Raw genomic sequence first — 15176 nt, forward strand, 5'->3', positions numbered from 1 at the left:
CGCCGGCTCCGCCGGGGACGCGGCCCTGCGTGGCGCCGGCCCTGGGCATGGCGGACCGGGTGGTGCTGGAGCTGGAGGAGGACCACATCGGGGTGCGGCCGGACGAGAACGGCTGAGGACGTGCGACAGCGCCTGCCCAGTCGTCCGGTCGGGGACTGTGGGGCAGACGCTGTCAGTGTTCCGCACGCCGTTGTACGGGACGTCTTGTGATCCGGGACGGATCAGACCATGAGCGAGCGGTCCGTCGGGCGGATCGGCGCCGGCAGGTCGCTGGCACCGGTCAGGAAGCGGTCGCAGCCGCGGGCGGCCGAGCGGCCCTCGGCGATCGCCCACACGATGAGCGACTGGCCGCGGCCCGCGTCACCGGCGACGAACACGCCCGGCACGTTGGTCTGGAAGTCGGCGTCGCGGGCGATGTTGCCGCGCTCGTCGAGCTCCAGGCCGAACTGCTCGACCAGGCCGTTCTCCCGGTCGGTGCCGGTGAAGCCCATGGCGAGGGTGACCAGCTGGGCGGGGATCTTGCGCTCCGTGCCCGGCTTCTGGGTCAGCTTGCCGTCGACGAACTCGACCTCGACGAGGTGCAGCCACTGGACGTTGCCGTCCTCGTCGCCCTCGAAGTGGGTGGTGGAGACGGAGTAGACCCGCTCACCGCCCTCCTCGTGCGCGGAGGTGACCTTGTAGAGCATCGGGAAGGTCGGCCACGGCTGGGAGACCGGGTTCCGCTCCTCGCCCGGGCGGGGCATGATCTCCAGCTGCGTGACGGAGGCCGCGCCCTGGCGGTGGGCGGTGCCCACGCAGTCGGCGCCGGTGTCGCCGCCGCCGATGACCACGACGTGCTTGCCCTCGGCCGAGATCGGGGAGGTGACGTAGTCGCCCTCCTGGACCTTGTTGGCCAGCGGCAGGTACTCCATGGCCTGGTACACGCCCTTGAGCTCGCGGCCGGGAACCGGGAGGTCACGGGCGGTCGTGGCGCCGGCGGCGATGACGATCGCGTCGTACCGCTTCTTCAGGTCGGTCGCCTTGAGGTCGCGGCCGATCTCGATGCCGGTACGGAAGCGGGTGCCCTCCGCGCGCATCTGCTCGATGCGGCGGTTGATGTGCCGCTTCTCCATCTTGAACTCGGGGATGCCGTAGCGGAGGAGGCCTCCGACGCGGTCCGCGCGCTCGTAGACGGCCACGGTGTGGCCCGCCCGGGTGAGCTGCTGGGCGGCGGCCAGGCCCGCCGGGCCCGAGCCGATGACCGCGACGGTCTTGCCCGACAGGCGCTCCGGGGCCTGCGGGGCGACGGTGCCCGCGTCCCACGCCTTGTCGATGATCGAGACCTCGACGTTCTTGATGGTGACGGCCGGCTGGTTGATGCCGAGCACGCACGCCGACTCGCAGGGAGCCGGGCACAGCCGCCCGGTGAACTCCGGGAAGTTGTTGGTGGCGTGCAGGCGCTCCGACGCGGCCGACCAGTCCTCGCGGTAGGCGTAGTCGTTCCACTCGGGGATGAGGTTCCCGAGCGGACAGCCGTTGTGGCAGAACGGGATGCCGCAGTCCATGCACCGGCTGGCCTGCTTGCTGATGATCGGCAGCAGCGAGCCGGGGACGTAGACCTCGTTCCAGTCCTTCAGACGCACGTCGACCGGGCGGGACTTGGCGACCTCACGGCCGTGGTTCAGGAAGCCCTTCGGGTCAGCCATTGATCGCCGCCTCCATCATCTTCTCGGTGATCTCGGACTCGGAGAGTCCCGCTCGCTCGGCGGCGTCCTTGGCGGCGAGCACTGCCTTGTACGTGCTGGGGATGATCTTGCTGAAGCGCTCCGCGGACGCGTCCCAGTCCACGAGGAGCTTCTCGGCGACCGTCGAACCGGTCTCCTCGGCGTGGCGGCGCACCACGTCGTGCAGCCACTGCTTGTCCGCGTCGTCCAGGGCCTCGACCGCGTCCAGGTTGCCGACGTTGACGTTGTCGCGGTCGAGGTCGATCACGTAGGCCACACCGCCGGACATGCCGGCCGCGAAGTTGCGGCCCGTCTCGCCGAGGACCACGGCGTGACCGCCGGTCATGTACTCGCAGCCGTGGTCGCCCACGCCCTCGGAGACGACCAGCGCGCCGGAGTTGCGGACGCAGAACCGCTCACCGGTACGGCCGCGCAGGAACAGCTCGCCGCCGGTCGCGCCGTACGCGATGGTGTTGCCCGCGATCGTGGAGTACTCGGCGAGGTGGTCGGCGCCCCGGTCGGGACGGACGATCACCCGGCCGCCGGAGAGGCCCTTGCCGACGTAGTCGTTGGCGTCGCCCTCCAGGCGCAGCGTGACACCGCGCGGGAGGAAGGCGCCGAAGGACTGGCCGGCGCTGCCGGTGAAGGTGATGTCGATGGTGTCGTCGGGCAGGCCCGCGCCGCCGAACTTCTTCGTCACCTCGTGGCCGAGCATGGTGCCGACCGTGCGGTTGATGTTGCGGATCGAGACCTGGGCGCGCACCGGCTGGGCGTCGTTCGCCGAGTCGGCGGCCAGCGCGTCGGCGGCGAGCTTGATCAGCTCGTTGTCGAGCGCCTTCTCCAGGCCGTGGTCCTGGGCGACGACCTGGTGCAGCGCCGCGCCCTCGGACAGCTCGGGCACGTAGAACAGCGGGGCGAGGTCCAGGCCCTGCGCCTTCCAGTGGTCGACGGCGCGCTGGACGTCGAGGACCTCGGCGTGGCCGACGGCCTCCTCGATGGAGCGGAAGCCCAGCTCGGCCAGCAGCTCGCGGACCTCCTGCGCGATGAACCGGAAGAAGTTCACCACGTACTCGGCCTTGCCGTTGAACCGGTCCCGCAGGGTCGGGTTCTGGGTGGCGATGCCGACCGGGCAGGTGTCCAGGTGGCAGACGCGCATCATGACGCAGCCGGAGACGACGAGCGGCGCGGTCGCGAAACCGAACTCCTCGGCGCCGAGCAGCGCGGCGATGACCACGTCACGGCCGGTCTTCAGCTGGCCGTCCGTCTGGACCACGATCCGGTCGCGCAGACCGTTGAGCAGCAGCGTCTGCTGGGTCTCGGCGAGACCGAGCTCCCAGGGACCGCCCGCGTGCTTCAGCGAGGTCAGCGGGGAGGCGCCGGTGCCGCCGTCGTGGCCGGAGATGAGCACCACGTCCGCGTGCGCCTTCGACACACCGGCCGCGACCGTGCCGACGCCGACCTCGGAGACCAGCTTGACGTGAATCCGCGCCTGCGGGTTCGCGTTCTTCAGGTCGTGGATCAGCTGGGCCAGGTCCTCGATGGAGTAGATGTCGTGGTGCGGCGGCGGGGAGATCAGACCGACGCCCGGGGTCGAGTGCCGGGTCTTGGCGACCCACGGGTAGACCTTGTGGCCGGGCAGCTGGCCGCCCTCGCCGGGCTTGGCGCCCTGGGCCATCTTGATCTGGATGTCGTCCGCGTTGACCAGGTACTCGGAGGTCACGCCGAAGCGGCCGGAGGCGACCTGCTTGATCGCCGAGCGGCGCGCCGGGTCGTACAGGCGCTCCGCGTCCTCGCCGCCCTCACCGGTGTTGGACTTGCCGCCCAGCTGGTTCATGGCGATGGCGAGGGTCTCGTGCGCCTCCTTGGAGATGGAGCCGTACGACATGGCGCCGGTGGAGAAGCGCTTGACGATCTCGGAGACCGGCTCGACCTCGTCGACGGAGATCGGCGCGCGGCCCTCCGCACCCGTCTTGAAGCCGAACAGGCCGCGGAGGGTCATCAGCCGCTCGGACTGCTCGTTCACGCGGTCCGTGTACTTCTTGAAGATGTCGTAGCGGGCCGTGCGCGTGGAGTGCTGGAGGCGGAAGACCGTCTCCGGGTCGAACAGGTGCGGCTCGCCCTCGCGGCGCCACTGGTACTCGCCGCCGATCTCCAGGGCGCGGTGGGCCGGCGCGATGCCGGACGCCGGGTACGCCTTGGCGTGCCGGGCGGCGACCTCCTTGGCGACGACGTCGATGCCGACGCCGCCGATCTTGGTGGCGGTGCCGCTGAAGTACTTCTCGACGAAGGCGTCGTCGAGACCGACGGCCTCGAAGACCTGGGCGCCGCGGTAGGAGGCGACGGTGGAGATGCCCATCTTGGACATCACCTTCAGCACGCCCTTGCCGAGCGCGTAGATCAGGTTGCGGATCGCCTGCTCGGGCTCGAGGCCGCTGATGAAGGTGCCCGCGCGCAGCAGGTCCTCGACCGACTCCATCGCCAGGTACGGGTTGACGGCGGCGGCGCCGTAGCCGATCAGCAGGGCGACGTGGTGGACCTCTCGGACGTCACCGGCCTCGACCAGCAGGCCCACCTGGGTGCGCTGCTTGGTGCGGATGAGGTGGTGGTGGACGGCCGCGGTGAGCAGCAGCGACGGGATCGGCGCGTGCTCGGCGTCCGAGTGGCGGTCCGACAGGACGATCAGACGGGCGCCGTTCTCGATGGCGGCGTCGGCCTCGGCGCAGATCTCGTCGATGCGCGCGGCAAGGGCGTCACCGCCGCCGTGCACCCGGTACAGACCGGACAGGGTCGCGGCCTTGAAGCCGGGCATGTCGCCGTCGGCGTTGATGTGGATGAGCTTGGCCAGCTCGTCGTTGTCGATCACCGGGAAGGGCAGGGTGACCGAGCGGCAGGAGGCGGCCGTGGGCTCCAGCAGGTTGCCCTCGGGGCCGAGGGACGAGCGCAGGGAGGTGACCAGCTCTTCGCGGATCGCGTCCAGCGGCGGGTTGGTGACCTGCGCGAACAGCTGGGTGAAGTAGTCGAAGAGCAGGCGCGGGCGGGAGGACAGCGCGGCGATCGGCGAGTCGGTGCCCATCGAACCGATCGGCTCGGCGGCGGCCTTCGCCATCGGCGCCAGGATGACGCGCAGCTCCTCCTCGGTGTAGCCGAAGGTCTGCTGGCGGCGGGTGACCGAGGCGTGGGTGTGCACGATGTGCTCGCGCTCGGGCAGGTCGCCCAGCTCGATCTCGCCGGCCTCGAGCCACTCGGCGTACGGGGCCTCGGCGGCGAGCTGCGCCTTGATCTCGTCGTCCTCGATGATGCGGTGCTCGGCGGTGTCGACGAGGAACATCCTGCCGGGCTGCAGCCGGCCCTTGCGGACGACCTTGGCGGGGTCGATGTCCAGGACGCCGACCTCGGAGCCGAGGACGACGAGTCCGTCGTCGGTGACCCAGTAGCGGCCGGGGCGCAGACCGTTGCGGTCGAGGACCGCGCCGACCTGGGTGCCGTCGGTGAAGGTGACACAGGCCGGGCCGTCCCAGGGCTCCATCATCGTGGAGTGGAACTGGTAGAAGGCGCGCCGGGCGGGCTCCATGGAGTCGTGGTTCTCCCACGCCTCCGGGATCATCATCAGCACGGAGTGCGGCAGCGAGCGGCCACCGAGGTGGAGCAGCTCGAGCACCTCGTCGAAGGACGCCGAGTCGGAGGCGTCCGGCGTACACACCGGGAAGATCCGCTCCAGGCCCTGGTCGCCGAACAGGTCGGAGACGAGCTGGGACTCGCGGGCGCGCATCCAGTTGCGGTTGCCCTTGACGGTGTTGATCTCACCGTTGTGCGCGACGAAGCGGTACGGGTGCGCGAGCGGCCACGACGGGAAGGTGTTCGTGGAGAAGCGCGAGTGGACGAGCGACACGGCCGAGGCGAAGCGGCGGTCGGACAGGTCCGGGAAGAAGGGCTCGAGCTGGCCGGTGGTCAGCATGCCCTTGTAGACGATCGTCCGCGCGGACAGCGACGGGAAGTACACGCCGGCCTCGCGCTCGGCGCGCTTGCGCAGCACGAAGGCCTTGCGGTCGAGGTCGATGCCCTGGCTGGCCCCGTCGGTCACGAAGATCTGACGGAAGGCGGGCATCGTCGAGCGGGCGGTGGCGCCGAGCAGCTCCGGGGCGACCGGGACCTCACGCCAGCCGAGGACGGTGAGGCCCTCGTCGGCGGCGATCGTCTCGATCTGCGAGACGACGTCCTGGATGCCGTCCTCCGGGAGGAAGGCGATGCCGACGGCGTAGGAGCCGGCCTCGGGCAGCTCGAATCCGGCCACCTCGCGGAAGAACGCGTCGGGGACCTGGGTGAGGATGCCCGCACCGTCGCCGGAGTCCGGCTCGGAGCCGGTGGCGCCGCGGTGCTCGAGGTTGCGCAGAACGGTCAGCGCCTGCTCGACCAGCGTGTGGCTCGCCTCACCGGTGAGGGTGGCCACGAAGCCGACGCCGCAGGCGTCGCGCTCGTTGCGGGGGTCGTACATACCCTGCGCAGCAGGGCGAGCATCCATGAAGGACCAGTTCTGGCCATTCGCGGAATGCTGGGACGGCTGGCGCGGCGTACGCATCGGCTCTCCCGTCGTCGTCTCAAGTGGCATGTCTGGCGTGCCGAGGGACGACGTTGGCCCTCTGCGTGTGCGCAAAATTTCGTGCAGGTTACATGATGGAGCGGTTCTCGGGAACCGGATACTCCGTTCCAACATGCGGACGCCACGGGCTTGCGGCGGGGGTACCGCGCGCGTGGCTGGAAGTATGGGGGGACCGAACGGGACAGATCGATGTCCGTCGGTCCGAGGGGGCGGGAGGAGCGTCGTCGTTCACCCCGCGAGTGCGCCCCAGGCGTCATTGCCCACAGCGCTTACGGCTCATGCCCGCTGGTTAAGCACTCGAAACCAGTCAGTAACGGCTACTTATGCGGCCCAACGCATAAGTAGCGGTCGACCTATCCTACGGCCGTTCCGAACAAACTGCCCAGGGCGTACGTCACACCGGCCGCCGCGCCTCCCAGCGCGAGCTGCCGCAGCCCGCTGTACCACCAGGTCCGTGCGGTCACCCTGGCCACGACGGCCCCGCAGGCGAACAGCCCGAAAAGCGCCAGCAGGACGGCGGGCCACAGCGCGCTCGCCCCGAGCAGATACGGCAGTACGGGCAGCAGCGCGCCCAGCGCGAACGAACCGAAGCTGGACACGGCGGCGACCAGCGGCGAGGGCAGGTCGGAGGGGTCGATGCCCAGCTCCTCGCGGGCGTGGATCTCCAGCGCCTGCTCGGGGTCGCGGGAGAGCTGCCCGGCGACCTGCCGGGCCAGGTCGGGCTCGACGCCCCGCGCCATGTACAGGGCGGCGAGCTCGGCCTCCTCGTCCTTCGGGTGCTTCCTGAGCTCCCGCCGTTCGACGTCCAGTTCGGCCTCGACGAGTTCGCGCTGCGAGGCGACGGAGGTGTACTCGCCGGCCGCCATGGAGAAGGCGCCCGCGGCCAGCCCCGCGAGCCCCGTGAGCACGATGGTGTGCTGACTCACCGACCCGCCCGCGACACCGGTCATCAGGGCGAGGTTGGAGACCAGGCCGTCCATCGCACCGAAGACGGCGGGGCGCAGCCAGCCGCCGTTCACATCGCGGTGGGTGTGGTTGTCACGGTGCGCCTCGTGCAAGGGCGCTTCGACGTCGATGATGGCCATGAATCCCCCAGAACAGGTGAGCCAGGAAGCTAAGGCAAAGCTAACTTTGGACAGGTTCTAATTTCTGACAACGCAAAAATACGCCTCCCGATTCCCGTCCGCCAGGAAGGAAAGGCTCGGCTAACCTGGGCTTTTACCTTCGAGCGCTCATTCGATCGCAAGGGTGCACAGATGTCGACCGGGTGACATGAGGGGGCGGGAGGCACGGGTCAACCGCCGATGGTGGGACACATCCGCAAACGGTTCCGCGTCCGTGCGGAGCCTCCGTCAGGAGAGGCCGCGTATGACGACGACCCGTGAACGAGCCCGCGGCGCCCTGCTCGGCCTCGCCGTCGGAGACGCCCTGGGCGCACCGGCCGAGAACCTGAAGCCGTCCGAGATCCGCGCCCGTTGGGGCCGCATCACGGGCTACGTGACGGAGAAGCCGGCCGGAACGGACGACACGGAGTACGCGATCTTCTCCGGCCTCCTCCTCGCCCGGCACGGCTCGGCCCTCACCCAGACCCATGTCGAGGCGGCCTGGCACGAGTGGATCGCGGACCGCGCCGAGGGGCCCTTCCGCGGCGCCGGCTTCAGCGAACGGGGCACGCTGGAGAACCTCCGCCGAGGCCTCGCCGCCCCGATCTCGGCCCAGCACCGCCACGCCTGGAGCGACGGCCTGGCCATGCGCGCGGCCCCCTTCGGCGTCTTCGCGGCGGGCCGCCCCGCCGAGGCGGCCCGACTGGTCGCCATCGACGGCTCGGTGAGCCATGACGGCGAGGGCATCTACGGCGGCCAGGCGGTCGCCGCGGGCGTCGCGGCGGCGATGGCGGGCGCGTCCACGATCGCGGTGGTCGCGTCCGCGCTGGCCGTGGTCCCGGAGGACTCCTGGACGGCCCGCTCGCTGCGCCGGGCGGTGGCCGTCGCCCACCGCGGCGAACGCGCGGTCCGCTCCGCCGTCGTCATCGGCGGCTACCCCTGGACCGACCTCGCCCCGGAGGCCGTCGCCCTCGCCTTCGGCGCCTACGCGGCGGCGGACGGCGACTTCCCGGAAGCCGTCCTCACGGCCGTGAACATGGGCCGGGACGCCGACACCACGGCGGCCGTGGCGGGCGCCCTCGCCGGGGCCACGCAAGGCGTCTCGGCCATCCCCACGGCCTGGTCGGCCGCGATCGGCCCCGCCCGGGGCAGCTGCCTCCCCTCCATGGCGGGCCACCACGTCCTGGACGTCGCCGAACTGCTGGTGCCGGGCGAGGGCGGCAAGTGGGGAGAGGGCCTGGTCGTACCGGAGTCGCTGTCGGAGCTGCTCCGCCGCGACACCCCGGCCCCCTTCGCCCTGGCGGCGGACACCGACACGGAGGCACCCGTATGAGACCCCCCGGCCCCTGGGACGAAGGCCCGAACACAGCCTCGACACCCCCGGCCCCCGAAGAACACACCCCCCAAGCACCCCCCGCCCCCGCCCACGGCGAGAACACCCCCCAAGGACCACCCGCCCCCGACCACGCAACCCGCACCACCACCAACCCACCCCCGTCCACACCGTCCGCACCCACCGAAGACGACGCCGCCCCCCACCCACGGCCCGCCCCCGCCTACGGCGAGAACACCCCACAAGCACCCCCCGCACCCGCCCACGGCGAGCACACCCCCCAAGGACCACCCGCACCCGACCACGCAACCCGCACCACCACCAACCCACTCCCGTCCACACCGTCCGCACCCACCGAAGACGACGCCGCCCCCCACCCACGGCCCGCACCCGCCCACGGCGAGAACACCCCACAAGCACCCCCCGCACCCGCCGACGGCGAGAACGCCCCACAAGGGCCACCCGCACCCGACCACGCAACCCGCACGGGTGGTGCGGGTGGGAGACGGCGGGCCGAAGGCGAAGCCGAGGCCCGTTCGACCACGCTTCCGCCCGCGCACGCGCACCGCGTCGAGGGCCTCCTCCTGGGCCTGGCCGCAGGCGACGCCGCCGGCTGGCCCGCCGCACGGCACCGCGCCGCCCGCATGCCCGAGTGGACCCGCCGCCTCACCCGCGAACTGGACACCTTCGCCGAGCAGAACGCCACCACCACCCTCCCCGTCCCCATCGCCCTCAACCAGCCCCCCGAACCCCTCCGCCTCGGCCCCTCCGACGACGCCGAGTGGGCGGCCTTCGCGGCGGAGGCGGTCCTGAGGGCCGGAGACGACACCGTCCTCGGCGACCTCAGCCGGGAACGCCGTATGCGCGCCGCCATCGACCTCACCTGGAACGCGATCGCGAGCGAGGTCGCCGCCGCGGCGGACCGCGCCCCCGAGATCGAGTCCGCCGTCCTCCCCCTCCGCGCCCGCATCTCGGTCCGGGCCGGCCTCGGCAACCTCGCCACCGGCCTGCGCCCCCCGGCGACCGGCCACGACAACCCCCACTACTTCGACGACGCCGCCTGCGTCCGCGCCTGCGTGCTGGCCGTCGCCCACCCCGGCGATCCCCGGCTCGCCGCCGAACTGGCCGAGTTCGACGCCCGCTACACCCAGGACGGCGACGGCGTGCACGGCGCCAGGGCGATGGCGGCGGCCCTCGCCGTGGCCCTGGCCGGGGCGCCCCCCGAGGCCTGCGTGAGCGCGGCGCTCGCCGAACTCCCGGGGCACACCGAGATCGGCCGCAACGCCCGCCACGCCCTCGAGCTCGCCCGGGACGCCGAGAGCGCCTTCGCCCTGATCCCCCTCCTGGAACACCAGATCGTCGACCACGTCTACAGCTACGGCATCGCGGCGGCGGAAACGGTCCCGGTGGCCCTGGCCCTGGCCCTGGCCGCTCACGGCCGTATCTCCGAAGCGGTACCGGCAGCGGCCTGCCTGTCCCGCGTCGCGGACTCGGCCCCGGCGCTCGTCGGCGCGCTGACGGGTGCCCTCGGTGGCGGAGACGCGATCCCCGCCTCCTGGCGGGACACCTGCCGTGTCCTGTCCGGCTGCGTCCTCCCCCGCCTCACCGGCACCGACCTGGTGGAACTCGCCGGACTCCTGGAAGCCGCACAACCGGCGCCACCAGGAGGATGATTCGGGGCATGACGCCCGAAGAACCAGAAAGCGGTCTCGAAGACCGGATCACCGGCGCCCTGGTGGGCGCGGCGGTCGGCGACGCCCTCGGCGGCCCCGTCGAGGGCTACTCCCCCGACCAGATCCTCGAACGCCACGGCGGCCGCGTCCACGGCGTCGTCGGCCCCTGGAACGGCGACGCCTGGCGCACCGCCCGCCCGATCGCCCCGTACCACAAGGGCGACGGCCACGTCACCGACGACACCTTGATGACGCATGCGCTGATCAGGGTCTACGCCCGCGTCCGCGACCACCTGGACGCCTACGCGATCACGGACCACCTGGTCCCTGACCTGATGACCACCCCCCGCTGGATCCCGGAACTGGAAGCCGAGGCCCTCCCCCTCCACCGCCTCTTCCTGGCGGAGAAGTGGCTGGTGACGAAACTGCACTACGGCCACGCCGACCCCCGGGAGGCAGGCGTCGGCAACATCGTCAACTGCGGTGCGGCGATGTACATGGCCCCGGTCGGCCTGGTCAACGCGGCCCATCCGGCGGGAGCGTACGCCGAGGCCCTGGACATCGCCGGTGCGCACCAGTCCTCGTACGGCCGGGAGGCGGCGGGCGTCTTCGCGGCGGCGGTCGCGGCGGCCTGCGCACCGGGTGCCACGGCGGAGTCGGTCGTCTCGGCCTGTCTCGCCCTGGCCAAGGACGGCACCCGCACGGCGATCGAGAAGGTCTGCGAAGAGGCGTCCCGCCACCGGGACTTCGAGTCGGCGCTGGTCCCCCTGCGACAGGCGGTGGCCCCGTACGACACGGTGGGCCCCGACTACCGGCGGCCCTCCCTCGCCGCCCGCCGCCCGTCCCGTCTGCACGCGATCGAGGAACTCCCGGTCGCCCTGGGCATGTTGCTGGTGGCGAGGGGCGACTACCGGCACGCGGTCCTCGGCGCGGTGAACTACGGCCGGGACTGCGACTCGATCGCGACGATGGCGGGCGCGCTGGCCGGCGCCCTGGGCTCTCCGGTCCCCGACGACTGGTCGAAGCAGGTCGAGGAGGCCAGCCGGCTGGACCTGCGGGAACCGGCCCGCGTCCTCACCGAGGTCACCCGGGAGATCTTCGCGAAGGACGTCCGCGGACGCCGCGCCCACGAGGCGGCCTTCACCACCCTCGGAGGCCCGGGATGCTGCGCCTGACCTGGGTCCAGCCGGAGGACCTCCTCGGCCACGAACTCCGCCAGGCGACCGAGGACGGCCGGGAGCCCTGGGCCATCGCGGCCCGCTGGCGAGCGGCGGGCGGCCCGCCGTCCCCCGCCCGGGCAGGAGCGTCGTCCGACCGCGCCTCCCGCTATCTGCGCCAGCTGGCGGAGGACTTGCTGGACGAACTGGCGGACCTGCCGAGCAGACGGGCGGACGACGAGCCGACCGACCTGGCCGCCATCCGCCGCAGCCGCGGGCAGTCGTTCGGCCGGGGCGGCGCGGACGGCACCCCGCAGCCGCGGGTGGGCGGAACCCGCCCCCGCCCGGCCCCCGGCCCGGCCGCCCTGGAAGCGGCCTGGCTCGGCAGGGCGGCGGGCTGCCTGCTGGGCAAACCGGTGGAGAAACTTTCCCTCGACGCCATCCGCAGCCTCGCCAGGTCCACCGGCAACTGGCCCCTCCACACGTACTTCACCGCCCGGGGCGTCCCCCGGGAACTCCTCGCGGCACACCCCTGGAACCGCCGTTCGGCGCCTACCTCCCTCGCCGAGAACATCGACGGCATGCCGGAGGACGACGACCTCAACTACCCCCTCCTCAACCTGCTCCTGATGCAACGCCACGGCCGCGGCTTCACCACCACCGACGTGGCACGGCTCTGGCTCGACGAACTCCCGGCGGGCCGCACCTTCACGGCCGAGCGCATCGCCTACCGCAACCTCCTCTCCGGCATCGAACCCCCGCACACCGCCCGCCACCGCAACCCTTTCCGTGAATGGATCGGCGCCCTCATCCGCGCCGACGTCCACGGCTGGACCAACCCCGGTGACCCGGCCGCCGCGGCGGAGCAGGCCCACCGGGACGCCACCCTCACCCACACCGCCAACGGCGTCTACGCGGCGATGTTCACGGCCGCCACCGTCGCCACGGCCGCGGCCGGCACGTACGACGTCCACACCTGCCTCCGCGCCGGCCTCACGGTGGTGCCACCCCGCTCCCGCCTCGCCGAAGCGATCACACACGCCGTCCGGCTGGCCGAGGCACACCGGGACTTCGACACGGTGGTGGACGAACTCCACGCCGCCCACAAGACCGCCCACTGGGTCCACGCGGTCCCCAACACCGCCCTGATCGCCGCCGCCCTCACCCATGCGGACGGCGACTTCAGCGGCTCCATCTGCCGTGCCGTGTCAGGCGGTTGGGACACCGACTCCAACGGCGCGACGGCCGGCGGCATCGCGGCGCTCCTCGCAGGCGACCCCGCCGCCCTGCCCGACCGCTGGACGGCCCCGCTCAAGAACCGCCTCGCCACCTCCGTCGCCGGCTTCGACGGCACCGGCTTCGACGCCCTCGCCCACCTCACCTGGTCCCTCACGCCCCGGGAGGCGTTCCGCCCATGACCGACACCGTGGTGCCAGACAGCACGACCCCGGACCTCATCGCCTCCGCCGGCCGGCCGGTGCCCCACGGGTCCGGTGCGGTGGGGTACGCCTCATGACCGAGAAGACCGTCACCGCCGCGACCGAGTCGGCGCCGCTGCACGGCCTGCGCGTCCTGGACCTCGCCACCCTCTTCGCCGGCCCGCTCGCCGCCACCCTGCTCGGGGACTTCGGCGCGGAGGTCGTCAAGGTCGAGCACCCCACGAAGCCGGACCCCTCCCGGGGCCACGGCCCGGCCAAGGACGGCATCGGCCTGTGGTGGAAGCTCCTCGGCCGCAACAAGCGCGCGATCACCCTGAACCTGTCCACCCCCGGCGGCCGCGCCACCCTCCTGCGGCTCGCCGCCACCGCCGACGTGATCATCGAGAACTTCCGTCCGGGCACCCTGGAGAAGTGGGATCTGGGGTGGGAGGAGCTCTCCGCCGCCAACCCCCGCCTGGTCCTCACCCGGGTCACCGCGTTCGGCCAGTTCGGCCCGTACGCCCACCGCCCCGGCTTCGGCACCCTCGCCGAGGCGATGAGCGGCTTCGCGGCGATCACCGGTGAGCCGGGCGCGCCCCCTACGCTCCCGCCGTTCGGCCTCGCCGACTCGATCACCGCCCTGGCCACGGCCTACGCCGTCATGACCGCTCTCGCCGCCCGCGAGCGCACCGGCGAGGGCCAGGTCGTCGACATGGCGATCATCGAGCCGATGCTGGCGGTGCTCGGCCCCCAGCCGCTCTGGTACGACCAGCTGGGATACGTCCAGGAGCGCACCGGCAACCGCTCCGCCAACAACGCCCCGCGCAACACCTACCGCACGGCCGACGGCACCTGGGTCGCCGTCTCCACCTCGGCCCAGTCGATCGCGGAACGGGTGATGTGGCTGGTCGGACGCCCCGACCTGATCGAGGAGCCGTGGTTCGCGACGGGCGCCGGCCGCGCCGCCCACGCCGACGTCCTCGACACGGCGGTCGGCACCTGGATCGCGGCCCGCACCCGCACCGATGTCCTCGCCGCCTTCGAGAAGGCGGAGGCCGCCGTCGCCCCGATCCAGGACGTACGGGACGTGATGGCCGACCCCCAGTACCAGGCCCTCGGCACGGTCACCGCCGTCGACGACCCCGAGCTGGGCCGCATCCGCATGCAGAACGTCCTCTTCCGCCTCTCCGCCACCCCCGGCGCGATCCGCTGGACCGGCCGCCCGCACGGCGCCGACACGGACGAGGTCCTGACGGAACTGGGCCTGACAGCGGCCGAACTGACCGCCCTCCGCGCGGAGGGCGCCCTGTGACCCCGTTCCCCCTCACCTGGCTGTACGCCCCGGGCGACCGCCCCCACACCGTCAGCAAGGCCCTCGCCTCGGGCGCCGACGTCGTCGTCATCGACCTGGAGGACGCCGTCGCCCCGGACCGCAAGGCGTACGCCCGCAAGGCCACCGCCGAGCGTCTCTCCGAACCGCAGCCGGTTCCGGTGCACGTCCGGGTGAACGCCCTCGACGGTCCGCTGGCCTCCGCCGACCTCCAGGCGGTGGCCGCCCTGCCCGGGGTACGCGGTCTGCGGCTGCCGAAGGTCACCTCACCGCGGCAGATCGTCCGCATCGCCGAGGCCACCGTTCCGGCCGACGGCGGGGCACCGCCGCTGTACGCCCTCCTGGAGAGCGCCCTCGGCATCGAGCACGCCTTCGCGATCGCCGCCGCGCACCCCGCGCTGCGGGGCATCGCCCTCGGCGAGGCGGACCTCCGCGCCGACCTCGGCATCCGTGACGACACGGGCCTCGACTGGTCGCGCTCCCGGGTGATCGTCGCCGCCCGGGCCGCGGGCCTCGCCCCGCCCTCGCAGTCCGTCCACCCCGACACCCGGGACCTGAACGGCCTGGCGGCCTCCTGCGCCCACGGCCGCGCCCTCGGCTTCCTGGGCCGCGCCGCCGTCCACCCCCGCCAGCTCCCCATCATCGAACGCGCCTACCTGCCGACCGAGCAGGAGCTGGACGAGGCCGAGACGATCGTCAAGGCCGCGGTGGCGGAACAGGGCGCCCAGGCCCTCCCGGACGGCCGCTTCATCGACGCGGCGGTGGTGGCGGCAGCCCGGCGGACCCTGTCACTGGCTGCCCGCAGAAGCTGACTTCTCCTTCACTCGCCCGCATGCGACGAGGGCGCCCGGCAGACCCGGGC

Annotated in this window: 8 protein-coding genes and 1 pseudogene; 6 read left to right on the forward strand and 3 right to left on the reverse strand. The window is 72.5% G+C overall.

Annotation, left to right across the window (positions count from 1 at the left end; all coding sequences use genetic code 11):
* Window positions 1-221: 221 nt before the first annotated feature.
* The 3 genes from ACFY2L_RS01470 to ACFY2L_RS01480 form a co-directional block, all read right to left on the reverse strand.
* On the reverse strand, window positions 222-1685 hold the full coding sequence (locus tag ACFY2L_RS01470) for a glutamate synthase subunit beta (RefSeq protein ID WP_390655901.1): 1464 nt from the start codon (window positions 1683-1685) through the stop codon (window positions 222-224).
* The gene (gene gltB, locus ACFY2L_RS01475; protein WP_390655900.1) at window positions 1678-6279 is read right to left on the reverse strand and encodes a glutamate synthase large subunit; all 4602 of its coding nucleotides are present in this window, start codon (window positions 6277-6279) and stop codon (window positions 1678-1680) included. The genes ACFY2L_RS01470 and gltB overlap by 8 nt, the downstream gene beginning before the upstream one ends.
* Window positions 6280-6653: 374 nt before the next feature.
* Complete coding sequence (locus ACFY2L_RS01480; protein WP_390655899.1) at window positions 6654-7385, reverse strand: VIT1/CCC1 transporter family protein; 732 nt, start codon at window positions 7383-7385, stop codon at window positions 6654-6656.
* A gap of 283 nt (window positions 7386-7668) precedes the next feature.
* Between ACFY2L_RS01480 and ACFY2L_RS01485 the strand changes: the two genes are divergently transcribed.
* The 6 genes and pseudogenes from ACFY2L_RS01485 to ACFY2L_RS01510 all read left to right on the forward strand — a co-directional run bounded on the left by ACFY2L_RS01485 (window position 7669) and on the right by ACFY2L_RS01510 (window position 15126).
* Complete coding sequence (locus ACFY2L_RS01485) at window positions 7669-8736, forward strand: ADP-ribosylglycohydrolase family protein (protein WP_390821230.1); 1068 nt, start codon at window positions 7669-7671, stop codon at window positions 8734-8736.
* A gap of 422 nt (window positions 8737-9158) precedes the next feature.
* Window positions 9159-10409, forward strand: a pseudogene (locus ACFY2L_RS01490) (ADP-ribosylglycohydrolase family protein); the annotation flags it as partial.
* Window positions 10410-10417: 8 nt separating this feature from the next.
* On the forward strand, window positions 10418-11584 hold the full coding sequence (locus tag ACFY2L_RS01495) for an ADP-ribosylglycohydrolase family protein (protein ID WP_390655896.1): 1167 nt from the start codon (window positions 10418-10420) through the stop codon (window positions 11582-11584).
* Window positions 11572-12984: an ADP-ribosylglycohydrolase family protein gene (locus tag ACFY2L_RS01500; RefSeq protein WP_390821232.1), complete on the forward strand. Its 1413-nt coding sequence runs from the start codon at window positions 11572-11574 to the stop codon at window positions 12982-12984. Before ACFY2L_RS01495 ends, ACFY2L_RS01500 begins: the two co-directional genes overlap by 13 nt.
* 94 nt (window positions 12985-13078) lie before the next feature.
* Window positions 13079-14296: a CaiB/BaiF CoA transferase family protein gene (locus ACFY2L_RS01505; RefSeq protein ID WP_390821233.1), complete on the forward strand. Its 1218-nt coding sequence runs from the start codon at window positions 13079-13081 to the stop codon at window positions 14294-14296.
* The gene (locus tag ACFY2L_RS01510) at window positions 14293-15126 is read left to right on the forward strand and encodes an HpcH/HpaI aldolase/citrate lyase family protein (protein WP_390821234.1); all 834 of its coding nucleotides are present in this window, start codon (window positions 14293-14295) and stop codon (window positions 15124-15126) included. The genes ACFY2L_RS01505 and ACFY2L_RS01510 overlap by 4 nt, the downstream gene beginning before the upstream one ends.
* The last annotated feature ends 50 nt before the right edge of the window (window positions 15127-15176 follow it).

Source organism: Streptomyces sp. NPDC001381, from assembly GCF_042895685.1.
Lineage (GTDB): Bacteria > Actinomycetota > Actinomycetes > Streptomycetales > Streptomycetaceae > Streptomyces.

What these genes read in the sequence shown, in the direction of transcription:
- ACFY2L_RS01470 (WP_390655901.1), bottom strand. Translation starts at nt 1,685, where the DNA reads ATGGCTGACCCGAAGGGCTTCCTGAACCACGGCCGTGAGGTCGCCAAG.
- ACFY2L_RS01495 (WP_390655896.1), top strand. Translation starts at nt 10,418, where the DNA reads ATGACGCCCGAAGAACCAGAAAGCGGTCTCGAAGACCGGATCACCGGC.
- ACFY2L_RS01480 (WP_390655899.1), bottom strand. Translation starts at nt 7,385, where the DNA reads ATGGCCATCATCGACGTCGAAGCGCCCTTGCACGAGGCGCACCGTGAC.
- gltB (WP_390655900.1), bottom strand. Translation starts at nt 6,279, where the DNA reads ATGCGTACGCCGCGCCAGCCGTCCCAGCATTCCGCGAATGGCCAGAAC.
- ACFY2L_RS01500 (WP_390821232.1), top strand. Translation starts at nt 11,572, where the DNA reads ATGCTGCGCCTGACCTGGGTCCAGCCGGAGGACCTCCTCGGCCACGAA.
- ACFY2L_RS01485 (WP_390821230.1), top strand. Translation starts at nt 7,669, where the DNA reads ATGACGACGACCCGTGAACGAGCCCGCGGCGCCCTGCTCGGCCTCGCC.
- ACFY2L_RS01505 (WP_390821233.1), top strand. Translation starts at nt 13,079, where the DNA reads ATGACCGAGAAGACCGTCACCGCCGCGACCGAGTCGGCGCCGCTGCAC.